21 protein-coding genes are annotated in these 24776 nt (G+C 50.9%); 11 read left to right on the top strand and 10 right to left on the bottom strand.

What is annotated here, in order from left to right:
* Window positions 1-182: 182 nt before the first annotated feature.
* The 6 genes from RB297_RS10245 (at window position 183) to RB297_RS10220 (ending at window position 6999) form a co-directional block, all read left to right on the top strand.
* A complete protein-coding gene (locus tag RB297_RS10245) occupies window positions 183-752 on the top strand; it encodes a methyltransferase domain-containing protein (RefSeq protein ID WP_090908064.1) in 570 nt (189 codons plus the stop codon).
* Window positions 753-893: 141 nt separating this feature from the next.
* Window positions 894-1784, top strand: coding sequence for a TIGR01777 family oxidoreductase (locus tag RB297_RS10240; RefSeq protein WP_096776793.1), 891 nt, complete (start codon window positions 894-896; stop codon window positions 1782-1784).
* A gap of 103 nt (window positions 1785-1887) precedes the next feature.
* Window positions 1888-2397: a GNAT family N-acetyltransferase gene (locus RB297_RS10235; protein ID WP_096776792.1), complete on the top strand. Its 510-nt coding sequence runs from the start codon at window positions 1888-1890 to the stop codon at window positions 2395-2397.
* Between the two features lie 201 nt (window positions 2398-2598).
* Entirely contained in the window at window positions 2599-5934 is a 3336-nt protein-coding gene (locus RB297_RS10230; protein WP_096776791.1) for a DEAD/DEAH box helicase, read from the top strand.
* 50 nt (window positions 5935-5984) lie between these two features.
* Window positions 5985-6557, top strand: coding sequence for a hypothetical protein (locus tag RB297_RS10225; RefSeq protein WP_096776790.1), 573 nt, complete (start codon window positions 5985-5987; stop codon window positions 6555-6557).
* Between the two features lie 91 nt (window positions 6558-6648).
* Window positions 6649-6999 (top strand): potassium channel family protein, encoded by a 351-nt coding sequence (locus tag RB297_RS10220; RefSeq protein WP_015736455.1) that lies wholly within the window; start codon window positions 6649-6651, stop codon window positions 6997-6999.
* 81 nt (window positions 7000-7080) lie between these two features.
* On the opposite strand, the gene RB297_RS10215 is transcribed toward RB297_RS10220, so the two are convergent.
* Window positions 7081-7563: a hypothetical protein gene (locus RB297_RS10215; RefSeq protein ID WP_096776789.1), complete on the bottom strand. Its 483-nt coding sequence runs from the start codon at window positions 7561-7563 to the stop codon at window positions 7081-7083.
* Window positions 7564-7707: 144 nt separating this feature from the next.
* On the opposite strand from RB297_RS10215, the gene RB297_RS10210 reads away from it, so the two are divergent.
* A complete protein-coding gene (locus RB297_RS10210; RefSeq protein ID WP_096776788.1) occupies window positions 7708-8325 on the top strand; it encodes an NUDIX hydrolase in 618 nt (205 codons plus the stop codon).
* 27 nt (window positions 8326-8352) lie between these two features.
* On the top strand, window positions 8353-10434 hold the full coding sequence (locus tag RB297_RS10205) for a peptidoglycan D,D-transpeptidase FtsI family protein (protein WP_096776787.1): 2082 nt from the start codon (window positions 8353-8355) through the stop codon (window positions 10432-10434).
* Window positions 10435-10642: 208 nt separating this feature from the next.
* Here RB297_RS10205 and RB297_RS10200 read toward each other — a convergent pair whose 3' ends face one another.
* The 6 genes from RB297_RS10200 to RB297_RS10175 all read right to left on the bottom strand — a co-directional run bounded on the left by RB297_RS10200 (window position 10643) and on the right by RB297_RS10175 (window position 18348).
* Window positions 10643-11674, bottom strand: a complete 1032-nt coding sequence (locus tag RB297_RS10200) for a glycoside hydrolase family 88/105 protein (RefSeq protein ID WP_096776786.1) — start codon at window positions 11672-11674, stop codon at window positions 10643-10645.
* Window positions 11675-11712: 38 nt separating this feature from the next.
* Window positions 11713-12546, bottom strand: a complete 834-nt coding sequence (locus RB297_RS10195; RefSeq protein ID WP_096776785.1) for a carbohydrate ABC transporter permease — start codon at window positions 12544-12546, stop codon at window positions 11713-11715.
* Between the two features lie 5 nt (window positions 12547-12551).
* Window positions 12552-13451 carry a carbohydrate ABC transporter permease gene (locus tag RB297_RS10190; protein ID WP_096776784.1) on the bottom strand — a complete coding sequence of 300 codons (900 nt, stop codon included), beginning with the start codon at window positions 13449-13451 and terminating at the stop codon, window positions 12552-12554.
* Between the two features lie 118 nt (window positions 13452-13569).
* Entirely contained in the window at window positions 13570-14910 is a 1341-nt protein-coding gene (locus tag RB297_RS10185; RefSeq protein ID WP_096776783.1) for an ABC transporter substrate-binding protein, read from the bottom strand.
* A 143-nt stretch (window positions 14911-15053) separates the two neighbouring features.
* Entirely contained in the window at window positions 15054-16601 is a 1548-nt protein-coding gene (locus RB297_RS10180) for a response regulator transcription factor (protein ID WP_375120361.1), read from the bottom strand.
* Between the two features lie 13 nt (window positions 16602-16614).
* The gene (locus RB297_RS10175; RefSeq protein ID WP_332295472.1) at window positions 16615-18348 is read right to left on the bottom strand and encodes a cache domain-containing sensor histidine kinase; all 1734 of its coding nucleotides are present in this window, start codon (window positions 18346-18348) and stop codon (window positions 16615-16617) included.
* A 227-nt stretch (window positions 18349-18575) separates the two neighbouring features.
* Between RB297_RS10175 and RB297_RS10170 the strand changes: the two genes are divergently transcribed.
* From RB297_RS10170 to RB297_RS10160, 3 genes are all read left to right on the top strand, one after another.
* Window positions 18576-19682 (top strand): rhamnogalacturonan acetylesterase, encoded by a 1107-nt coding sequence (locus RB297_RS10170; protein ID WP_375120360.1) that lies wholly within the window; start codon window positions 18576-18578, stop codon window positions 19680-19682.
* 94 nt (window positions 19683-19776) lie between these two features.
* Complete coding sequence (locus RB297_RS10165) at window positions 19777-20151, top strand: sensory rhodopsin transducer (RefSeq protein WP_375120359.1); 375 nt, start codon at window positions 19777-19779, stop codon at window positions 20149-20151.
* Between the two features lie 14 nt (window positions 20152-20165).
* Window positions 20166-20594 (top strand): GNAT family N-acetyltransferase, encoded by a 429-nt coding sequence (locus RB297_RS10160; protein WP_375120358.1) that lies wholly within the window; start codon window positions 20166-20168, stop codon window positions 20592-20594.
* Here RB297_RS10160 and RB297_RS10155 read toward each other — a convergent pair.
* Genes RB297_RS10155 through RB297_RS10145 form a run of 3 tightly spaced genes read right to left on the bottom strand, consistent with a single transcriptional unit; the run spans window position 20573 to window position 24431 of the window.
* The gene (locus tag RB297_RS10155) at window positions 20573-21775 is read right to left on the bottom strand and encodes a Ger(x)C family spore germination protein (protein ID WP_375120357.1); all 1203 of its coding nucleotides are present in this window, start codon (window positions 21773-21775) and stop codon (window positions 20573-20575) included. The genes RB297_RS10160 and RB297_RS10155 overlap by 22 nt on opposite strands.
* On the bottom strand, window positions 21772-22863 hold the full coding sequence (locus tag RB297_RS10150; protein ID WP_192571214.1) for a spore germination protein: 1092 nt from the start codon (window positions 22861-22863) through the stop codon (window positions 21772-21774). The genes RB297_RS10155 and RB297_RS10150 overlap by 4 nt, the downstream gene beginning before the upstream one ends.
* Window positions 22864-22895: 32 nt before the next feature.
* On the bottom strand, window positions 22896-24431 hold the full coding sequence (locus RB297_RS10145) for a spore germination protein (RefSeq protein ID WP_375120356.1): 1536 nt from the start codon (window positions 24429-24431) through the stop codon (window positions 22896-22898).
* Window positions 24432-24776: the final 345 nt, after the last annotated feature.

The following is a 24776-nucleotide window of genomic DNA, read 5'->3' as shown; positions in this document are numbered from 1 at the left end:
TTTTTGATTATGAGCGTAATGTGAAGCGAAAATGGTTAACTGACGAGTCCGGAATGGAAAGCCAGGAATACACTGGATTAGGTTGGAATGGAAGAGCCGGGTAGCTTCATGAATCAAGCGTTATCGAATGATGAATATGATGATGAATTTGGGCCGTTAAGATTCCGAATGGAGGTATGGGAATGGGGACGTCAAACTGGCAGAATTTATCGTATTGCGTGGATCTGATCCGCTATGTAGCTCCCAAGTCCGTTCTGGATATCGGGGTAGGTTTTGGCCGCTGGGGCATGATCTGCCGGGAGTATTTGGACGTCTGGGAAGGACGCGTATTTCGCGCGTATTGGAACACGCGGATCGAAGGAATCGAGATTTACCCTGTCAATATCGATACCTACCACGAATGCTTCTATAATAAAATCCACGTTGCGGATGCTTACGATCATCTGCAAACGCAAGTCCAGCCGGGACAATTCGATTTAATCATTCTGGGTGACGTTCTGGAGCATTTTACAAAAGAGCGGGCGCTCGTCCTGCTGCAGACCTGCATTGAAAAATCCCGCTTTGTCCTGCTTAATATTCCGATTGGAACAGATTGGCCGCAGGGCGCTGAATACGGCAATGAGTTCGAGACCCATCGGAGCGAGTGGACAACAGAGGAACTGGATCGTTTTCCCGTAGCTGACAAGCGGCATTTCAAGGATTACATTAACCGTGATTTTTCCACGTATTTGTTTTCGATGCCTAGGAAGTAGGTTTCGTATGAATGGAGCACCTTCTATGAGGAGGGTGTTTTCTTTTTATTCTCTATTGAAAAATGGTATATTGGAAGAAACGATAGTCAAATGAAGTATATGATATGGATGAAACATAGAGAAATGAGCTGATTCTATTCTATGAAAAAGATCGTTTTAGCTGGTGGAACTGGTTTTATCGGAACCTATCTTGCGAAAAAATTCACGAATGAGCAGCAAGCACAGGTACTTATGATCTCCCGACGGCAGGGTCATATCGCATGGAATGATCGCGAAGCCATCGTCGCTGCCCTGGAGGGGGCGGATATGCTCATTAATTTAGCGGGCAAATCCGTTAATTGCCGTTACAATGAAACCAACAAGGAGCTTATTCTGAAATCGAGAACAGAGACAACGAACATACTCGGCAGCGCCGTCGAGGCCTGCCGTATTCCTCCGCGAACCTGGTTTAATTCCAGCACGGCCACGATTTATCGCCATGCCGAAGATAAGCCGATGACGGAGGAGCAGGGCGAGATCGGCGAAGGCTTCTCCGTCGAGGTTGCCAAGGAATGGGAGCGCGCTTTCTTCTCATTCCGATTGCCTCAGACGAGGCAAATCGCCCTGCGCATTGCCATTGTGCTGGGACCTGGCGGAGGCGTTATGACGCCTTATGTTAACTTGGTAAAATTCGGGCTCGGCGGCGTTCAAGGTACGGGGAAGCAAAGGTTCAGCTGGATTCATGTGGAGGATCTGTACCGCATGATTCTGTTTTTGCAGGAGAAGGAAGAGCTGAGCGGGGTTTTCAACGGTGCTTCTCCCTATCCGGTGACGAACAAGGAACTGATGGAGCAGCTTCGGCTTGCGTTGAATCGCAGAATAGGATTGCCGTCGCCTAAATGGCTGCTTGAGATAGGGGCCGGGCTTATTCGTACGGAAACGGAACTCGTGCTGAAGAGCCGCTGGGTGATTCCGCACAGACTCTGCAAGGCAGGTTTTCATTTTGCGTACGATACGCTGAATAAAGCACTGGCCGACATCTTGAAACGATAAGGGATTCTGAACGCGCGCCCTGGCTTGACTTTGCAGAAAATGATTACATATGGCAACAGAACGGATAGAATGGGTTTAATAGATGAGAGAGGGGTGTCCGAACATGAATCAGGAGTTTACGATTGTGGAGATCGACCGATTAGAAACCGACACGCATCATCAATTAACGGAATTATTGATTCGGGTCGTAGAAGATGGGGCCTCGGTGGGATTCTTAGCTCCGCTGTCGTATGATGAAGCTTCCGCTTACTGGAAGGATGCGCTTGGCCCAGGGGTTACCCTGTGGGCAGCCATGCAGGATGGGAAGATGGTCGGCACGGTTCAATTGCAGTGCGCAACGAAAGCGAATGGCAGACACCGGGCCGAGGTGGCGAAATTGATGGTAGATCCGGCTTCCCGCCGCGGAGGTATCGGCAGAATGCTAATGCTGCATCTGGAGCCGAAAGCCAAGGCAGAGGGCAGAACCTTATTGGTCTTGGATACCCGGGAGGGGGACCCCTCTAACAAGCTGTACCAGTCTCTGGGTTACATCCAAGCTGGAGTTATACCCGATTATGCCATATCCTCTAACGGTGAGCTTGCCGGAACGGTGCTGTATTACAAGCGCATCTAAGATTATTTTCCCATTTATATCGCGGTGGGCTTTATCGTATCCAACGGGGCATGGAAAGGGAATAACAAGCGATATGAAAGGATGACCAAGGTCGATGACAAAGAGCGCAGGAACTTGCCGTAGCGGTGAGTTCTTTTTTTTTGAAGATATGAGAAAATGGTATACTGTTTTTTAACAGGCAATAGAGAAAGGAATGTGGTTATGGGTTACCAGCTGACTGAACGGGTGATCAAACTGTTATGCGGAAAAACCTCCTACGACCGCGGCGGGGTTTTATATAGAGATGGTTATGTATCGATGCTGAAGCAGGATCCGGACGCTCGAAAATACGAGGCTGAAGTGAAAGATCAGGAGTCGGGAATCGCCTATGCGGAGATTGACTCGAACGGGGACGTATACACGGAATGCAGCTGCATCGATTACGGATTTTCCCGAAAGCGGTGCAGGCATATTGCGGCTCTCCTCCTGAACATACGGGATATTGAACAAACGGTTGAAGCTCCGATGCGCCCCTTTCCATCATTATTACATCCTTCCGCCAACGTGAACATGGAAGAAGGACAGTTAACGCCCCGGCACTCACCGGAATATGGCAGAAGCTCGAGCGAAAGAGAACGGGATGCGCTGCTCAGCAGCCAGCTGCTCGGATTGTTCACGTATTCCGGCGGTCGGAGGGCTGCGGCGACATCCCGCTTTGATACCCGAGAGGTTCTGGAGATGGAGTGCATTTTCAAGCTATATCCGCACGGGGACCGGAAATACCTGTTCGGCGTCGAGCTGCGAGTAGGGAACAAACGCTTGTACATCGTACAGCGGATTCGGGAGTTCTTAGCGTGCGTGAAACGCGGCGCAGCCTGCGTGTTCACGAAGAATTTCACCTACGATCCGGAGGTGCACAGCTTCAAAAAGGAGGATGACGCGCTTCTGCAAGAGCTGATCCGTATTTCCGATCATGAGAGCATGTATCAACAGTCACTGAACATCTACGCTCCGCTTGGCAAAAAGGGGAACGGCGACCGAATGCTGATCATTCCTCCTGCCTTTTGGCCTCAAGTACGGGAGGCGCTCGGTTCTTCGGTTCGAGCCCTCTTGTCTATGGATGGAATCATGACGGATAAGCTGGAGTTCGCTCAGGAACCGATCCCGCTGCAATTCGAGTTCGATGAGGCTGCGGATGATCACTATCTGATGAAGATCGACGGATTGGAGCGGATGACCGTGCTGGAGGGGTACGGGGTCGTCATTGTGGAGGGAAGGCTGATACAGCTTGAGATGGATGCTTGCAAAAGGCTCGCCGAGATGAAGCTGCTGCTTGAACCTTCCAACACACCGCATATTCGGATACAGCCGGAGATGATGGAGTCCATCATGGAGCGGGTGGTACCGGGGCTGATGAAACTGGGCAGCGTGCATGTGGCGCAGACCGTGTCCGACCGCATCGTCAAAACGTCTTTGAAAGCGAAGCTGTTTCTGGACCGTGTCCGCGGCCGTCTATTGGCCGGACTCGAATTTCAATACGGCGACATCATCATCAATCCGCTGGAGGGACACCGCGCCAAACGCAGCAGCAGCTCGATTCTTGTACGCGATGGAGAGACGGAGCAGCGGATTCTGGAGCTCATGGAGAACGCCTCTTTTGCCAGGACTGACGGCGGTTTCTTCATGAATGACGAGGATGCCGAATATGAATTTTTGTATCATACGATTCCGCAGCTGGAGAAGCTGCTGGTTGTTTATGCAACGACGGCGGTGAAGGAGCGGGTGCTCACTGAACCGATGGGAGCCAAGGTTCGGGTGGAGGTCGATGAACGGACGGATTGGCTTGAACTGAAGTTTGACATGGAGGGGATTCGCGAAGCCGAAATCCGGGAAATCGTCAAATCGCTCGAAGAAAAGCGCAAATATCATCGGCTGCGAAACGGAGCGCTGCTTCCGCTGGAAAGCGCGGAGTTCCAGGCCATGGTTGCTTTAATGAACCGGGTGGGACCTTGGCTGTACGAAGGGGAGGGGACGCGGTTTAAACTGCCGGCGGTCCAAGGACTTCAACTGCTGGATTGGGAGGATTCGGGATCATCGGTCCAGCTTGGCCGTTCCCTGCGCCGGATGCTGCAGAATGTGAAGAATCCGGATCATTTGGACTTTGCCGTGCCGGCCAGCCTGGAAACGGTTCTCCGGGATTATCAGAAGTTCGGCTTCCAGTGGATGAAGACGATGGCCCATTACCGCTTCGGCGGCATCTTGGCCGATGATATGGGACTAGGCAAAACCATTCAGAGCATCGCTTTCATGCTGTCGCTGCTGCCTGAGATCCGGGAGCGCAAAGAACCCGCGCTCATTGTGGCTCCTGCCTCCCTGCTCTATAACTGGTTTAACGAGCTTAAGAAGTTTGCGCCGGAGATCAAGGCCGTCATTGCCGATGGCACGCTGTCCGAGCGCGCGAAGGTGATCCAGAATATAGGCAAAGCGGATGTTGTCATCACTTCTTACCCGCTGCTCCGCAGGGATATCCAGCGATATGCGAAACTGCCTTTCTTAACCTTGATTCTGGATGAAGCCCAAGCCTTCAAAAATTACGCGACGCAAACGGCTCAAGTCGTAAAAACGCTCCATGCCCGTTATCGGTTTGCGTTGACAGGCACGCCGGTCGAGAATCGCCTGGAGGAATTATGGTCCATCTACGATGCCGTTTTCCCGGCTCTTTTCGGTGACCGTAAAGCATTTCATGAACTGCCTAAAGAAGCGGTGGTGAAACGGGTGCGTCCTTTCCTGCTCCGCAGGCTGAAATCGGACGTGCTTAAGGAGCTGCCGGAGAAAATCGAGACGATTCAGGCCTCAGGCCTGCTGATCGAACAGAAGAAGCTGTATACCGCCTATCTTGCGAAACTGCGGCAGGAGACGCTTAAGCATTTGGCACAGGACGGTTTCCAGAAGAACCGGATCCGCATCCTGGCGGGCATTACCCGTTTGCGACAGATCTGCTGTCACCCGGCTCTGTTCGTGGAAGGCTACGAGGGCGGTTCGGCCAAGCTTGAGCAGCTGCTGGAAACGATCGAGGAATGTCGTCTTGCAGGGAGACGGATGCTGGTATTCTCCCAGTTTACAGGCATGCTGAACCTGATCGCCGGGGAGCTGGGATATCGGGGGATTCCGTTTTTTTACCTGGACGGACAGACGCCGGGATCGGAGCGGGTGGAGCTGTGCGAACGTTTCAACGAGGGGGAACGCGAGGTATTCCTGATATCGCTGAAGGCAGGCGGAACGGGGCTCAATCTGACCGGGGCCGATACGGTGATCCTGTATGACCTGTGGTGGAATCCGGCAGTCGAGCAGCAGGCGATGGACCGGGCGCACCGTATCGGTCAGAAGAAGGTTGTGCAGGTCATACGCTTCGTTGCTCAAGATACGATCGAGGATAAAATGGTGGCTCTGCAGCAGAAGAAAAAGGATCTGATCGAGGAGCTGGTTCAGCCGGGGGAAGAGTCGCTTTCAAGCTGGTCCGAAGCGGAAATTCGGGAGCTGCTTGCCCTTCAGGGCTAATCGGCCGGATAAGATGATACGCGTTCCAAAGGATACAAGGAGCTGTTGTTTTGAAAAAAGCCATGTTTCTCATACTGGCGGCCGTTGTGGTCGTCATCAGCTACCTGCCACTGTTCCTGGACGGCTATGCATACAATGAAGAGCAGACGATACGGCGCGTTCACCCTGCGTATACCGGGGATAAGCTGTACGAAAAGTCAGAGGATCATCATAAGCTGATCGTCTGGCAAGATGGGAATGTAAAGACGGTCAACGTCCTGGAGAGCAAATGGGGACTGCTGCATAAAATTACGAACGGGGTCGCGCTGGAACCCAAGTCCGAAGATGAACCTTTTGTACGAACCTGGTCTGCCAGTCATCGTGGTGACGGCATCTATGACACCCTGGTGGCGGTGGAGACGTCGGAATCCGAAAGCAAGAAAATCATCGTCACCAATGAGCCTTGGGACGATAAACCGATCGAAGATCTGGAACAGGTGAAGGCTTTAGCCGGGATTTACATGGAAATCGACGTGGAGCAAGGCTACGCCATCCATTATGAACAGCTGCCAGCCGACCAGACCGGCGGCTTCATATTTCGGAGCATCGATGCCGAAGGGAATATTCTTTCCGTTCAACCGTAGCGGAATGGGCGTGAAGCATAAACGCTGATATAATAGGGTGTATGTGATGTATGCAACATTTACTCCAGATATAGAATAGGACGGTTCTCGGATGATCTCTTTTTTATTAACGTTAAAACGTCTCCTCAGCGGTTTGTTTCGAGCGTTCAAGCAGCGGTATTTCATGGCGCTGTTTGTGCTGATCGTCATCATGCTGTTATCGGGCACGATGTTTTATACCAGGCAAGAAGGCTTGTCGGTGCTGGATGCCCTTTATTTCTGCGTGGTGACCTTGAGCACGGTAGGGCATCCGGAATTCGTGCCGCAGACGCCGCTCGGAAAAACCTTCACCATGGTTTACATCGTCGTCGGGACGGGCTTGTTCCTCGGAATGGTCGGACAGTTGGCGTATGCTTTAATCCGAACGAATCAAAGGGAAGAGAAGAAGACAACGAATTCATAATGGAAACGAAGAAACAGCCCTGGCGCCGGGGCTGTTTCTTTTTTGGATGCTGAAATGCTTGGTTACCGATCCAGAGCAGGTCTATTCAACCGTCACCGCAAAATAAAAGCTGGCTTCTCCTTGATCCAGAGGCCATGTGCAGTGAATTTCGTACAGGTACGAGCCGGCTTTCGCTGGCACGGTATATCCATCGCTACCTGAATCCGTCAGGTTGAGGATGGTGAAGCCATGTATTCCTTCGGGCGGCTTCGATTGAATGTCGGCACCGCCTTGGACCACAACCGGCGTCATATCCTCTAGCCTGGGACGGGCCGCATCCGTCGTCGCGCAGTTATCCCCGTTGCACCACGAATAACCGCCACGTTGGAGATTGATCTCGGTGCCGTCAATGCTGACCTTGGGCAGCGGAGGTTCGGCGGCCTTCACCCACAGGGTCTGAACGGCTTTGCGGGCATTTTCCTTCGAGATCGGCGTTACGTTCTCGGACCTGGATCCGATGTAGTACCCGGTACCGAACACCATGATTAGAAGAACAATGTATAACACCGGCCGCATTTTTTTCATGTCCAGCTGTCCCCCCTTTATATCCTTTGTCTCATAACTTGCTAGAAAATATGTTATAATTTTGAAATCAAGCACTTCCATTATAAACCAATCACGGATAACAGGCGTTAGATATTATGAGATTCTTTGAAGAGGATGAAACCTATGACAATAAAATGGTTAGCGTGGGCCAAGGAGATGCAGGCCATCAGCCAGGCCGGACTGGAGTATACGAGGGACGTTTACGACAAAGAACGGTTTGAGCAGCTGAGGGAGCTCAGCATCCAGATCATGCAGGAGTATACCGAAGCAGGCGAAGAGAAGATCCGTACGCTGTTTGCGAGTGAAACCGGATACCAGACGCCGAAGGTGGATGTCCGCGGCGTTATTTTTCAAGACGGAAAGCTGCTGCTGGTGAAGGAAAAGGCCGACGGGGCCTGGGCGCTGCCGGGAGGATGGGCGGACATCGGCTTATCCCCTGCGGAGGTCGTGGTGAAGGAAGTGAAGGAAGAGGCCGGTTACGACGTGCGTGCAGGGAGGCTGCTGGCCGTATTGGACAAGAAATTTCATAACCATCCGCCTTCGGCCTTCCACGTGTACAAAATGTTCATTCAGTGCGACATTACGGGCGGAGCCCCAGGCGTGGGGACCGAAACGTCCGCGGTCGGTTTTTTCCCTCAGGACGAACTGCCGCCGTTGTCCGAAGAACGGAATACCAAGGAACAGCTGAAGAGAATATTCGAATTCGAGAACGACCCGCATTTGCCGACTTGGCTGGATTAAACCATATAACAAAGGAGCGTAGACAATGTGATCGGCTTTAAACCTTATAAAGACGTACCGGATGAATCAGAAACCAGGCGTAAATTCCATGGACGGATCAATATTTTCTTTTTCAGCGCATTTTTAATCTTTTGCGTCATTATCGTTCGCCTTGCCATATTACAGTTCGTAGAGGGACCGGAGCTGGCAAGCCAGGAAACCGGGGGGGAGCAGAAGCATTTCCCGCTGCAGCCGATCCGGGGGTCCATCATCGATGCGTCCGGCACCAAGCTTGCATACTCTACGGCTTCAAATTCTTTATATATCACGCTCATGAAGGATTACAGCAAAAAGACGGACAAAGGAAAAGAAAACCGGCCGGAAGCGGAGGAGATGGCGAAGCGGCTTGTCCAGGCGTTTAACAAATATGGGGATCCGAACTTGGAACCGATCACCGTCAAAAAAGTGATGGACGACCTGGATTTGGAATATAACAAGCAGCATGGTTATGAGCCCAGACGCATCAAATCCGATTTGACGAAGGAAGAGATCGCTTATTTCATGGAGAACCGAGCCAAGTTTCCCGGCATCCAGATCGTGGAGGAGAATATAAGGCACTATGATCCGGATACGGTGGCCGTTCAGACGGTCGGATACTTAAGGAAGTTCAAAGGATCTAAATCCGTAAAAGTTTATGAGGAAATTGATCAGAGCAACAAGGATCAGGATAATCCCGGCATGATCTACACGGAAGAAGAATCGGTGGGGTATGACGGATTGGAGCGGATGTATCAGGATGAACTGCGCGGTCAGAGCGGGTATCTCAGCATCCCGATCAATCCGCAGAATATGGTGGACGGCGTACCGACGATGGTCGCTCCTGAAAAAGGCCATAATATCCATACCACGATCCATAAAGACATTCAGCTTGCCACGGAGCAGGCCATCATGGATCAGCTCCAATATCTCCATACCCATCCGGTATCGGGCAAGCTTCATAAGGATGCCGTAACCGGATACGCCGTGGCCATGGAGGTGGACACCGGTCATGTGGTCGCGATGGCCAGCATGCCGGATTACGACCCGAATGTATGGGAAAGCGGAGGCAAAATTACGCAGGATGTCGTGGACGCGTCGGGAAACGGCACGATTACGATCTATGGATCAGGTCGCTCGGGAAACGGCTTTGAATCCATGATTTTTCTCGGTTCCGTCATTAAACCGCTGACGGTGCTGATCGGGCTTAATGAGGGGTTATTTGGCATTAATGACACTTATCCTGATCAAGGGTACGCCACCATAGGTCGGGAAGGATATGAAAGGGAAATCTCCAACTCGGGGAGACATCGGAATGGACCCATTAAACCTCAGCAAGCGATTCAGCAATCCTCAAATGCTTTTATGATTGATATGATCGGCAAAAGGCTAGTCAGCAAGTATGGCGGGGAGAAGGGCGTTACGGTCTGGGATGAATATATGGAGAAGTTTGGTCTTGGCGTCGTAACGGGGAGCGGCTTGCCCAACGAGCATAAAGGACTGAAAAATTATACCGATACCAAAGCAGCGGGAAGTAATCTGGCGGCGTTAGCCTACGCTTCCTTCGGTCAGCAGGGGAAATACACCCCTCTACAGCTTGCTCAATACACCGTCATGCTGGCGAATGAAGGCAAGCGCATCAAGCCGCAGCTGGTCAGCAAAATCACGGACCAGGATGGCAACGTGGTCAAGGAATTCGGGCGCGAGATCCTGAATGAGGTCGAATTCCCCAAAACGTACTGGCAGACCATTAAGCGGGGGATGAATACGCAGGGTCTCGCAGCCTTTGATGATTTTAAATATGACTTCGCCCGCAAAACGGGAACCTCCGAGCAGGAAGCTAAAGTGAATGGGAAGTGGCAGAAGATTGATAACGGCGTCTTCATCGCCTTTGCTCCGCGCGACAACCCGAAGCTGGCGGTGGCCGTCGTTGTGCCGGAAGGCGGCTTCGGCTCGCAAAGCGCCGCGCCGATTGCGAGGAAGATATTCGACGCTTACGACGAAATCTACGGGCTTGACGGAACGCCGCATCCGAAGAAAACCGAAGATCAAGCTAAGGATAACGGAGAAGACGAGACAGGGGACAATGAATAAACAGCGTAGACGCGGAATCGTGAAGATTAGCGATGGGAGACGGGGAGACTAAACCAATGATATGGGATGAAAGTATATCGGGTGCAGTCGGTTCATGTTCATCATTATTAATCAATACCATTCGCTTGTGGAAACGCATATAACGAAAAGGCAGGCTGTAGAGGCGAATTTGATCCTCTCCATCCTGCCTTTTTTGTATCTTATTTAATCAATAAGGATTGCTCCTGATCTTCAACACTTCCGCGAGAAAGGTCAAGGCCAGACCTTGGCCCCAGCCCTGGATTCGCTTATCGGGCACGCCTCTGTAACCTGCGGCGTCCTTCATGACGGCCGTACCTGCAGATACGCCGGTTACGGTACCATCCTCGGTGATTTTGGCCAAGATGCCGTCAATCGATTTCTGCGTGTATTTATTATAGATGCGTCCTTTGGTCAACAGGGCGGCGGCGATGCCGGCCGAGCCGGACGTTTCCAGCGGGGATTGCGGATCGGTCGTAATCGTATGCCACAGGCCGGATTCATGCTGCAGCCGGACCAGGGCGCTGAGCTGGTCGCGCAGCGAGCCTTCGATGATCATGAAGGACGGATGCGTGACCGGCACAAGCTCCAGGGCACGAGCCATCGTGATGGCGGCCCAGGCATTGCCCCGGCACCAGAAGACGCCTGACATATGGTTGCCGGCGATGTTGTCCCAGCCGTGGTAATACAGATTCGTGACGGGATCCTGCAGGCAATCCTCATGGCCGTGATACTGCTTCAAACCATCCTCGAAGTAATCCTCCCGGTCCAGCATCACGCCGATCCGAAGCAGGAAGTAGCCTGCCATGAACATCGTATCGACCCACGCCTGCTCCGGAAAGTTATACGTTTCGGAGTTCACCGTATGCTGAAAGATGCCGTTGCCGAAACGCAGTGCATCATGAGTAAGATACTCGGCCATTTCCTTCGCCGTTTCGATATACCGCTCTTCCTCATAAACCTCGTACAACGTCAGGAGGGAGTGGCCGATGGAGACGCCGTTGACGGACAGCTTCGGCAGCCCCTCTTCCATATTTTCGTCGACCCAGGCTTTCAGCTGTTCCAGATATTCCTTTTTGCCGGTGGCCTTGTAGGCTTCGCATACCCCGTAAAAGGCGACCCCGCCCGGCCAATCCCAGCTGAAATCCATGCGAAAGGTCCGGTCGACCACGCGGTCTATGACATTCTCAATCTGTTGATCATCAAATACAAGTGCTGGCATGATGAGAAACTCCCTTCATATTCAATTGAGTGTATGGATTACCCTTTCAATCCTGTCGTGCTGATCCCTTCCACGATGTATTTCTGGAAGATAAAGAAGACGATGACGACCGGCAGCAGCGATAAGGTAGCCATGGCAAACATGCCGCCCCAGTTATTAAGCGACTCCCCGTCAAGGAACAACTTCAAGGCAAGTGACACGGGATATTTCTCCGGATTGTTCAAATAAATGAGCGGATTGATGAAATCGTCCCATCTCCAGTAGAAGGAGAAAATCGAACATGTAATGAGCGCGGGCACGATCAGCGGCACAACGACCCGGAAGAAAATCCCGTACTTGCTGCATCCGTCAATCTTGGCGGCTTCGTCCAGTTCCTTCGGAATCGTGCGGATGAACTGCATGATCAGAAAGATGAAGAACGGAATGCCGAAGAATTGGGGAACGATTAACGGCTTGAAGGAAGACAGCCAGCCGAATTTGGCGAACATCACATACTGCGGAACGATCACGACATCATGAGGCAGCATCATCGTAATCATCATGCAGGCGAACCAGAACTGCTGTCCGAAGAACTTGGTCCGAGCCAATCCGAAGGCGACAAGCGCCGAGGAGGCGACGGCCCCGATGGTGGAGATGATGACAATGATGAACGAGTTCTTGAAGAAGGTGCCGAAGGTGGTCCCGGCAAAACCCTTCCAGCCTGTAGCATAATTCGAGAATTCCAGCCGACTCGGAATCAGGCTGTAAGCCGTCGTGAATATTTCATGATTGGGCTTAAGCGAGCTGGCGACCAGCCACAGAATCGGATAGGTCATGCCGAGGGCGAACAATCCGACCAGGGTATGGTAGAGAACGCGTCTGGATGTGGTCATAACCGTCAATCTCCTTTCGTCTCGTAATGAACCCAGCGGGTGGATGATCTGAAGATGAGCAAGGTCAGGACACCGACGATAATGAGCATGATCCAGGCAAGAGCCGACGCGTAACCCATTTCAAAATGCGAGAACGCCTTGCGGTATAAATAGAGCGAATAAAGCAGCGTTTGATCCAGCGGGCCGCCTTCGCCGCGCGAAATAATGTAGGCGGGGGTGAAGGTCAGGAACGCCGAGATCGTCTGGAGCGTCAGATTGAAGAGAATGATCGGACTGAGCATAGGCAGCGTAATCTTGAAAAAGCGATGGACCGCATTGGCACCGTCCACGCTGGCGGCTTCGTAGTAATCCTTCGGTATATTTTTCAAGCCGGCCAGAAAAATGATCATCGAGGAGCCGAACTGCCAGATGGACAATGCGATGAGCGTCCAAAGCGCCGTGCTGGGATTCCCGATCCAAGAGGTCGTGGAATGGATTCCGAAGAGGGACAGGGCAGAGTTCACGAGCCCCTTGTCGCCGAAGATCTGCTGCCACATGATGGCCACGGCCACGCTTCCCCCGATGAGGGAAGGCAGGTAAAAGGCGGAGCGGTACAACCCTACGGCTTTGGTTGCGGTATTCAGAATCATGGCAACGAAGAGTGCGAATATGAGGCGCAGGGGAACGCTGGCGAATACATAGGTGAATGTGACCTGAAAGGACTTGCCGATCTTGTCGTCCTCCAGAAACAACCGCTCATAATTCCCGAGGCCCAGCCATCTCGGCGCTTCCATCAGATTGTAATTGGTGAACGAATAATACAGGGACGACAGGATTGGATATAAGGTAAAGATGAGAAAACCAAGAACGAACGGCGCTGAAAACACGTAACCGGTGATGTGCTCGTTCTCGCGGAGCCTCTTCATAGACTTCAACCCCTACGATTCAGATTTGGTTGCGCCCCGTGCAGGGGTCACTGATGTAAAAAGGCATCTCTTGCACGGGAAAGACGTGCGGGAGATGCCTTGTCTAGCCGTATCCTGGTTATTGCTGAGATCTGGCCAAGATGGCATTCGCTTCCTTGCGGAACTCGGCCGCGGCATCTTCGATCGAGATTTTCTTGAACAGGATGCGTTCGCTGAGATCTCGCAGCAGCTTCTCGATCTCTACCGCACCGATCGGGTTAGGAGGATCTCCCGGCGTGCTGTTGGCCTCAGCCCAAGTGACATAGTCGAAAATTTTGGCTTCGTTCTCGGAGAGGAGCGGCTTCAGCGCTTCCTTTACCTTGGCGGATACGGGAACGCCGCGTTCGCCCTTGATCAGCTTGTTGGCCTCGATGTCGTTGATGAAGAAGCTGATGAATTTGGCGGCTTCTTCCTTGTGCTTCGAGGTTTCGGTGACCGAGAAATACATCGAAGGTTTCAGGAAGAGACCGTCCTTCGTTCCGGGACCCGGCATCGGATTCAACTCCAACGAACGGTCGGTTACCAGATTGGCCACGGCAAGGAACTGGTTGGACCAGCCTGTGCCCGAGATGGAATTGCCAAGGACGATTTCATCCTCCTCCGCTACGCCTTTCTTCTGGGCTTCCTTGTCGAGAGACAGGATATATCCGTTGTCGTACCATTTCTGGTAGCGGGTGAAGTAATCGATAAAGGGCTGGTCGTCGCTGTACCCGATCGTTTTGCCGTCAGCGCTGTACATTTTCTGGCCGATGGTTCTTAAATAGTACGGGAAGAAGACGTCATGCCGGTAAGCAAAACCTCCGATCTGCAGGCCTTTTTCTTTGGCTTGGGCCCCCATTTTGTCCATGTCGTCCCAGGTCCATTCCTTGGACGGAATATCGATGCCGTTCTTCTTCATCGTCTCGACGTCAAACGTGGTTTGGAGTGCGTTCACGCCGAGGTTCATGGCAACCAGCTTGCCGTTGACCTCACCGCCGCTCAGCGCATTCTCGCTGACGTCGGCGACATCCAGCTCGCCGCTCTCGGTGAACGGCTTCAAATCCGCCAGCTGATTCCGGCCTGCATATTGATTCAGGTAGGAGATGTCCATTTGGATAATGTCCGGAAGTCCGCCGGCCACCGCTTGGGGAGCAAGCTTCTTCCAATAGTCATCGAATGGGGCATATTCCGGTTCAATGGTGACATGCGGATTCTGGGACTCATACATTTCGATGACCTTCAAGGTATAATCATGCCGGGACTGACCGCCCCACCACGCAATGCGGAGCTTGACCGGATCCTTGCTATCGCTTGCAGCAGCCGGCGGCGTTTCCGTTCCGGTTCCGCCGTTTGCCGGTGGTTCGACAGCGCCGCCGCCCGAACAGCCGATCAAGCTTCCGATCAGGGAAAACATCAGGACCGCGTTTAACACTTTTTTCATTCCATTTCCTCCCCTTTGTTGATGGACCACGAATCATCGTTTCAAATGTTAGTGCTTACATTCCCAATTATCTAGTTTTCGAGGAGAAAGAGTAAGGGAAAAAACCGTGCAGTTTGTTTAAAAAGCAGAGATGTACGTACAAGTTAATCGCTCTTTTTCATATATTCGGAGGGCGTGCAGCCGATCTGTTTCTTGAACACTTGGCTGAAATATTGAGGATTATCGCCAAAACCGAGCCGCTCCGCCATTTCAAAAATTTTGATATCGGGATCGCTCAGCATCATTTCGGTTGCGCGTTTCATCCGAAGCTTCATCACGTAATTGGAGAACTTCTCGCCGGTCTCCTTTTTGAACAGCTTGCCAAGATAGTCGGCGTTCATATACAGCATGTCGTTTGCCACCAGGTTGAGGGTAAGCTCCGAGTTGCCCAGCTGGTTCTCGATGATCTCCACCACCTTGCGCACGATGGCGTTGTATTTGACCTTGTTCCGTTCAAAGTTTCGCAGCGTGATTTCCCGAACCGTTTCTTCCAGTACGCCTTGAATCGCTTGGAGCGTGCTCATCTCGGCGATTTCCGGGATTCGCGCGTAACGTTCCTGCATCTGGTCCGGATCGGTCAGCCGGATGAGGGATACGTATTGCTGAATGATATAGGATTTGGTCATCTCGATGCTCAGCTGCGCACGCTTCAGTTCCTGAACGAACTCGGTCAGGGCATGCTCAGCTTCGTTTCGATGGCCGGATCGGACGGGCATGCACAGCCGCTCCTCATCAAGGACGAAGCTTCCTTCCATACCGCTGCCGTGCAGCGTATCCTCGGTTGTGATCATTCCGCTTTCGTCCAAGTAGAATCGGTAGTTCAGGCACTGCAGCGTATCCCGGTACAGCCTCCGCGCCTGGGTAACAGGCCCGGGATCGCTGATCGCGATCGTGACGTCCATTTTGTAATACTGCTTAAAAATGCAGCGGATATCCTGGAGCTGCTGATGAAGCCGCTGCTGATCGTTACGGTCCTCGATCAGCACCAGGACCTGCTGCCCGATGGTCGTGCTCAGCAGCGTCGTGTCCAGCAGATCCTCGGCAATGTTCTTCACGGCGAATTGATGCTCGAATTCGACGGAGCCTTCCAGCTGGAACAGCAGAAGACGCACAGGCTGATCGAAATCGTATTCGAACAGGCTCCGGTACTCGTCCAGATCATGGCGCCCATAGGTCTTGTTGGTGACGAACTCCTTGAGCACCTGTTCTTTGACATGGGGCAGCACCTTCCGGAGCCGGTCCTTCATCTCCTGGACAAACGTTTCCTTGTTCCGGTCCTGGATCAGCTCGTCGATGACCTCTTTCAGCGCTCCACCGATCTTGTCCTCGTCGGTCGGCTTCAGCAGGTAATGCTTCACGCCGTATTGCATGGCGCGGTTAGCATACTCGAATTCGCCGAAGCCGGACAGCAGCACGAATTTGATATGAGGATGGGAGGCGTGGGTCTTGGCAACGAGCTCCAGACCGTCGAGTCCGGGCATGCGAATGTCGCACACGACGATATCCGGGCTCTCCCTGACGATTTTTTCATACGCTTGAATTCCGTTCTGGGCGGTACCCGCCAGCTCGGTTCGGTATGCCGACCAGTCCACCATCTGAGATATGCCGTCCAGAATAATCCGTTCATCGTCCACAAGAAGTACTTTGTACATTCGAATCCCTCCGTTATTTGGGTAAAGACAGAATCACGCGGGTTCCAAGACCCGGTCCGCTGTCGATGGATAAACCGTAATGGTCGCCAAAAGCCAGCTTGATCCGTTCTTCGATGTTTAACAGTCCGATTCCGTTGCCGCCGGTGGCCAAATCGCCGCTTCGCAGACGTGTCAGGGTATCCGGCGCCATGCCGGGACCGTCATCCTCGACGATGACGCAGAATGCGGAAGGCGTCTCCTTGCAGGACAACGTAATTCGACAAGGGTCAACGGATGGCTCCAGTGCGTAATGAATTGCATTTTCGAGCAGGGGCTGAAGGGACAGCTTAGGTATTTTGCGGTGCAGATCCTGCTCTTGTACATCCAGCGTAAATTGTAAGCGGTCTTCGAACCGGAATTTTTGTATGATGACGTAGTTTCGGACGATCTCCAATTCTTCCCCCAATGTCAGAATGGGCTCTTTCAAACTGACGGAGTTTCGGAGAAGGAAGGCTAATGCCTGCACCATGTCGGAGATTTGGGACTGCTTGTTCATCTTCGCCAGCCAGTTCACGGATTCCAGCGTGTTATACAGAAAGTGAGGATTGATTTGCGCTTGCAGCGCTTTAAACTCGGTCTCTTTGATCAACAGCCGATTTGAATAGTTCTCGGTAATGAGGGCGTTGATTCGCTCGATCATGAGACGGAATGTGCGATGCAGCAGTCCCAGCTCGTTCATGGCGACGGGGGCTGCGTCCTGAGGCAGCACGTTGGCTTCCGCGAAGTTTCCTTTTTCCGCGAGTTTCATCCGGGTAATGAGACTTTCGATAGGACGTGTCAGTCCCCGGCTGAACCTGATGCCGAGCAGAATCGCAACCGCAAAAATAACGGTAAAAACGATGATGACAAGCTCTTTAATGAATATGATTTGCTTGAAGGTTTGGTTAAAGGGCGTGACATTCATGTATGTCCAGCCCGTGTTGCCCGATCGGTTATGCGCAATGAAGTAGGTGTGGCCATCGATTTCCCGGGTAAGGTACCCGTTTCCGGATGACAGGGAGGATTGAATGACCGCCGGATCGAAGTGCGGCGTTGCGGGATAGATCACATCCGCACCCGAGGTCACGATCAGGTCGCCTTCCCCGCCGGCGGATTTCCGGACGATTTTGTCCATATTGATGCGAATGATGATGGTGCCCAAGTAGTTAAGATCGAATAATGTGCCGGAATAGGATCTTATTTCCCGGGAAAGTAGAAGGGCCGAATCACTTTCGTCCGGGTATATCCAGCGTTCTTCTCCATCCGCGTCCCCGGCAAGCTGAAGAATCCGTTCCTTCTTGGCAGGGTCAATCGGGACGACGCTGCCGACGTCCTGTTGATGGTCATATGAATCGATCAGGTGAATGGAGTAGAGCATGGGCTCGGAACCGACATAATTCAGGAGGCGGTCTACCAAATGCTGCCGGAGGATGAGCCTGTCATAATCGGATTCGCTCCCGGCGATGGAACGCAATATATTCTGGATCTGGGTATCCGTAATGATATTAAAGGATAACTGTTCGACCCGCTCGAGCTCTGACTCAATCGCGGAGGAAGACAGGTGAAGGACCTGGGATGATTTGAGGTACAACTGCTCGTCGTAGATGGAGAAGGCATACTGCTGGACGATGACGGCGAACGCAAATGCCATGGCAACGATTAGGCTGATAAGAAGGGAAAGCTTGTTTTTGATTTTCATATTTTTATAGATCGTCATCCATTTTTGCACGGCAACGTCTCCTTGCACGGGTCCTAAAATGTTGTGTACACATTATGTACCGGGTTGTAAACGCTGTCAATACATGCGAGGTTATTCCAATACCCGGGATAATCGGTGCGTCTCTTCTTTATTTAGTCGGTTATTTGAACACGGAGGACGGTTATTTGAATGTATGTTCGGCGGTTACCGTTCCATAATGGACTTAGATGAATTTCGACCGGGAGAGGTGAAGGTCGTTGCAAACCATGTATAAATTCGATTTCGGTACGGAAACGCCAGGCCTTGAACATATCAAAATAACCGCTGAGACCTTATATAGTCCTGAGCTTGGCTACGGATTCCATTCCCTATCCAACGTCTCCGCCGTGAATCGGGCGGGGGAAGAGGCATTAACGGGTGATTTTATCATACCGCTGAATGCTGCGTATCAGGTCGATGTGGCGGATGGCCTGTACACTTTGCATTTGTTGATGGGCGATACCTGGTTTGATACGGAAACCTCCATTCGGGGGACGGAAGGACAGATGCTGCTGGAAGGGAAACTTATCCCGGCAGGCCACTTTGAACGTTACAGTATGACGGTGCCAGCGGTTCAAGGGAGAATCGTATTGTACTTTTCTGGGCGGGCTCCCCGAATTAACGCACTGGAAGTGCTGCCTGCACCGCATGCGTGCCAGGTGTTTCTGGCTGGGGATTCGACGGTTACAAACCAGCCTGCGGACGGCTATCCCTATGCCGGGTGGGGGCAAATGCTGCCCGCATTCATAAAAGCGGATGCGGCCGTGAGCAATTATGCACGTTCCGGCCGAAGCTCCAAGAGCTTTATTGCGGAGGGAATCCTGGAGCAAATCCGGGAGAAGATGAAACCCCATGATTATATGCTGATTCAGTTTGGCCATAACGATCAGAAGCGCGACGAGGGGAGGTATACGGAACCTAACTCGACATACAGGGAGTTTTTAAGACGGTACGTGGACGTTTGCCGGGAGAAACAGGCAACTCCGATCCTGGTTACCCCTGTTCACCGCCGTTGCTTTGATGGTAAGGGAAGGCTGGAGGACACGCATGGCGATTATATTACGGCCGTTCGGGAGCTGGCCGCGGAGGAGCAGGTGCCCTTGGTCGATTTGGCGGCGCTGAGTCTGGAGTATTTTAACCGGCTGGGTCCGGAAGGGACCAAATCCGTGTTTATGTGGGGGAGGCCGGGGGAATTTCTTCGGTTCCCGCAGGGGGTAATGGACAATACCCATTTTCAACAGCGCGGAGCGGCCCAATTGGCCGATATGGTGGTTGGGGCTTTGAAGAGTCTTGGACTCCAGCCGTTGTCCCTGTTTCTGCGGTAACATGCCGGGTCCCGAACCTGAAAAAGAGGAACTTTGACACCCGCAGCGAATCTATTCAAAACACCCTAAATCATACGAGCGAGGAGCGAAACGCATGTCAAAAGGTGAAAAACAATGGATTATCCCCGACGGGTATATCCCTCCCGAAAGCAGCGGAGAACTAACCAGTCATGAATCCGTCTGTGTGTTGAACTTAACCGAGCAGGACGTAGTGGTTACGATTCATGCTTACTTCGAGGATCGTGATCCATTGCTAGGAATGGAAACCATCGTGCCAGCAAGAAGAACCAAGCACATACGGACCAGCTTGCTGCAAACTGACGAAGGGATAGGCATTCCTTCGGGTATTCCCTATGCGATGGAAGTTACAAGCAGTGCACCTGTGTTTGTTCAATACAGTCGACTCGATTCCACTCAGGCCGAGAATGCTTTAATGAGCGTGATGGCGTACCCGGTAACCATATCTTAAAGGATGGTGATTGTATGACACAGACTGTGATCTATACCACAGAGCCCCCAGAGGATTTTCAACAACTGGAGGCTTTGTACGCTTCGCTTGGTTGGAACGCTATCCATCTATCCGTTACCGAATTGAACATGATGTGCTTGAATAGCTGGTATGCCGTCTATGCGTTTGAAGGACAGAAATTAGTGGGCATGGGACGTGTGATTTCCGACGGGGTGATCACCGGCGTTATTTGCGGATTAGGCGTACATCCGGATTATCAGTCCAGAGGGATAGGCCGACGGATCCTCGGTCGATTGGTTGAGCATTGCGAGAAGTCCCGGGTCTTCCCGCAGCTGATGTGTGAGGAAGGACTGGAACCGTATTACGAGAAACTGGGCTTTCAGCGATTCACCATTGGGATGAAGAAGAATATACAGCGAACTCATTCATCGGACGTCCCATAGTCCTTGATCGTTATTTTGACCTCATGCTTGATCGGAACCTCACTAAAGGTTTGATCCCAATCCGCTTTGGCCGCTTTCCATATATGAGGATACTTGATTCTCAATTTATTTCCGAAGCCGGAAACGTCTGCTCGGTATTCATGTTGAATTTTATCCAGGACATTCTCAACTAACCGCTCGACCTCTTCTTCAATTGCTTTTTCCGTTCTTTTCAAAAATTCAGTTTCCATGGTTTTCTCCGAAACCACCCAATGCTCGGCTATCCTTCCTTCAGACTCGATGTTTATATCAAACGAGATGTTGTTCCCGTCAACATGAGGTTTAATTTTACTTTTCATTGACAATATTTCGTATATAATTGGCTGACCTGTCTGTTTATCCACGCTTTTAACCAAACCGCCTTTCCCCTTTCCGGTTATCCACGTTAAGCCTTCGATTTCCTTTTCATTCAAAAAACCGCGTAATTTTCTGGTTTTCCCTTCAATAACGGCAGCTCCTGCAAATTTTATGTCTCCATTCGACGGCGAGACGACATTTTGCAAAAGAAAGCTGGCCCCTGAATGCAGCTTCCCCTCGATCTTGGTCAGTGTAGTCGGTGGTAAAATCTTGGTGGTTCTTCCGTGACCGTGTGTCATTTCAACGAGCTTTAACGCTGGAATATCCATCGGCTTTTTCGATTCTAGTATTTTGCTCGCACGGTTCTGAGCGATGAGAAGGAGGCAGCTTGGTCTCATCTCTTGTTCCCTGATAAAAAAATCCAAGATCTTTTGCAGATCCATGGTGCGTGCAAGATCCTCGCCTATAATAATCACTTTTGAATGCTCAGCAAATGCGCGTTTTTCGATTCTTAATACCATATTGCGTAAGGTCGGCAGGATCGTATCTCCTGTTTCGGAAACGTTGTTATAAGCTTTTTGTTGTGAAGTACCGGTTTTTGTTCCTTTGCCTGTTGTCTCTGCGGTGACAAATTGATTGGTTATCGTAATCCGATCCCGGTGAGGAGGCCCGCCTGCTTGTCCAGCAGACTCTTCCCTTGGCTCCCCCTGTTTTTCCAAATCCAAGGAAGTACCTACAATGAGGCCCAAATCCTCAATTTCTTTATTGCTCCAGCATCCCGTAAGAGGTAGGAGTATAAGCACCAACAGCGCACTCAAGAGGGTTCGTATCGTAATATGCTTCAAGCTTTTCCACCTCTCACTCTTGAGACCAGAAGTAAGATTACTGGCAGTACGGCAAATAATAATAACGCAACATTGCCGACCATATCCCCAAGTTTAAATAGGTCATTGATATTTTTGGGAGCCATGGCAATGACGTAAATTATCGGAACCAAGCCATATACAAATGGGTGAATCTTTTTTTTGAAGAGTTGGGCCAGCCCTAAAGCAGCCGCATAGTAGGTTATGGTAAAGGTCGTGAATATTTGCATGATCCATATGACAAGCAAGAAAGATTCAAACCGTTCAAAGATCAAACCGGGGATCTCAAAACTTCGCATAAGCTCAAGCGTGGGCCATGTACTCGTGACCACTCCATCGATCGATAGGGCTCCGATGACCATGACAACGGTGATGACGTAAAAGAGCAAGGGGATGAATACGCCAATTAGAACGACTTTAACGGCTTTGTCCGGCTTTTTCATAAACGCTACAAGGAGCAGCATAATTTCAGAACCTAAAAAAGCGAGAGCGGTTGTCTTTATTCCCTTTAGCATAGGGACAATTCCCAATCCTAACACGGGACGGAGATTATCCAGCTCAAATATGCCTAAACTCAAAAAGGCAACCAGTAAAAAAATGACGATGGTAATAGGGAATATGATTTCAAACAAACGGGCGATCGTGTTTATTCCGCCTATGATCAGATAAAGACCTATCCACATAAAAGGAAGGATGATGGCCCAGGTGGGGGTACCTTCCAGCAAAAAAAGGCCGGTTACTTCTGCCATTGTTCTGACTTCATATGCAGAAAGTGTAAAAAAGTAACCGATAATAAGTAAACTGAGGAACCCGCCCATCCATTTTCCTACAATTTCTTGGCTGTATTGATAGAAGGTTTTTTCGGGGTATCGCTGGTTTAATTTCACGATGATCAGCCCTACGATCATGGCGATGATCCCGCCCAAAATAACGGTGATCCACACATCGGGCGTTTTCACTTTCTCCACGGAAGTTCGGGGGAGGGTGAGGATCCCGGCTGCAAGAATATAATTGACGAGGATAACCGCTGCTTGCACATTCGTAATTTGGCCCTTTGAACTACCCATCATGTTGTTTTATTTCCTTTCATAAAGAGCTATCCTTAGCGGATGGAATCTTTCTTATGTATCGCCTTCCGGAAGCGTTTCATCTTCAGAAGCGGCATTCGAATCATAAAGTCTTTCCAATCACTTACTCGATAAGGAACGACCGGCGTGATAAAGGGAACACCAAAACTCTTCAACCTCACTAAATGGCTGCAAAGGAAAAGGAAAAACAAAACGACCCCGTACAACCCATACACAGCAGCGAAAAACATCGCTACAAAACGAAGCATGCGAAACGAAATTCCAGCGCTGTATTGAGGGACGGCAAAGGAAGAAATGGCAGTCAACGCCACCACGATCACCATAATCGGACTGACAATCCCCGCTTGTACGGCTGCTTCCCCTATGACTAATCCGCCAACGATACCCATGGCCGGACCAATAGGTTTAGGCAATCGCAGACCACCCTCCCGCAGAATCTCGATCGCCACTTCCATGATCAGGGCTTCGATTATGGCGGGAAACGGTACGCCCTCCCTCGTGCCCATGATGGACAAGGCCAGTTTGGTAGGGATCAACCCTTGGTGAAACGAGACAAACGAAATATACAAGGAGGGACCAAAAAGCGATATAAGGGCCGCGAAATAACGTAACAAGCGGATGAGAAAACTCGGCAACCAACGATCATAATAGTCTTCTGGCGAGTGCAGCATCATACTTAATGAAACCGGAACGATCAAAGCGAACGGCGTCCCATCCAACAAGATGGCAACCCGTCCTTCCATCAAGGCGCTGTATACGCGGTCGGGACGCTCCGTATTCTGTACTTGTGTAAAAGGACTGAGGTAATTATCCTCGATCAGCTGCTCTACATAGCCTGATTCGGGTACATCATCCACATTGATTTTTTTGATTCTTTTCTGGACCTCTTCCACCAAAGCAGGATCCGCCATATCTTTGATATAGGCGATGACAAGTTCTTTTTTAGAACGTTCTCCTACTTGAAACTTGATGATGGATAAGCTGCTGTTATCACCATGCTGTCGTAAAAGGGCGGTATTATCACTTAATGATTCTGTGAATCCTAACCGTGGGCCTCGAACCAATGGCTCTGATGACGGTTCTTCATTATTGCGCGATTTCCCTTTGGTCGTACCGAGAATGAGCACATTCTGCACGCCATCCACTAACAGTGCAGTCGAACCTGTCAATATCTTGGACACCAAATCCTGAACATGATGGGCTTCTGTTACTTCACTAATGGTAAGCACTTGATTTTTAATAAACGCTTTTGTAATGACCCCTTGCACAAGAGATGGATCCTGATCATTTTTTTCGAAGAAGCTCGCCATAAGCGATTTCATAATGTGTTTGTCGATGAGTTCTTTATCCGACAGTCCGTCTACGAAAACGATGGCCGCACAAATGCCTGTGCCTCCAATGTAAAATTCCCTAAAGCGCACATCCGAGTTATGACCGATCTCGTTTCTCACCAGTTCAAGATCCAAGGCGAATTTCCCCGTGAAATGCTCAAGTGATCGGGTTTGAGCGGGATCCAATGATTTGTTATTTTCATGGTCATGTTGTTTCATTGTGGATACCTGCCATTTCCTCAGTCTTCCTTTGAGTGATGAACCCATTTAAAAAACCTTGAGATGATATATGGAACCATAAAAGCGATGAAACCTTGCATAAAAACCTTCCATTCCGGAATGTAGGAAAGCACCATTGTCCACATGTGAATCCCCCTGTTCAGGCAACAAAGTTTCAAACATACCCTCTAGTTCCATTATTATCGATGCAGCAGCAGTTTAAACTTAAAACACGGTTCCACCGTTCCAGGGAAAGGCAACCGTTTCCTTACCCTCTTGCTTATCGTCACGCGAGTGCATGGAACGTTGAACCTTGTGCTTTGCTCAAGGAAACGGGATACGCAG

Origin of the sequence: Paenibacillus sp. CR_12 (assembly GCF_041953985.1) — a bacterium.
Lineage (GTDB): Bacteria > Bacillota > Bacilli > Paenibacillales > Paenibacillaceae > Paenibacillus_AQ > Paenibacillus_AQ lautus_A.
Note: the sequence above shows the minus strand (reverse complement) of the source record. Positions and strands in the feature narration are given on the sequence as shown.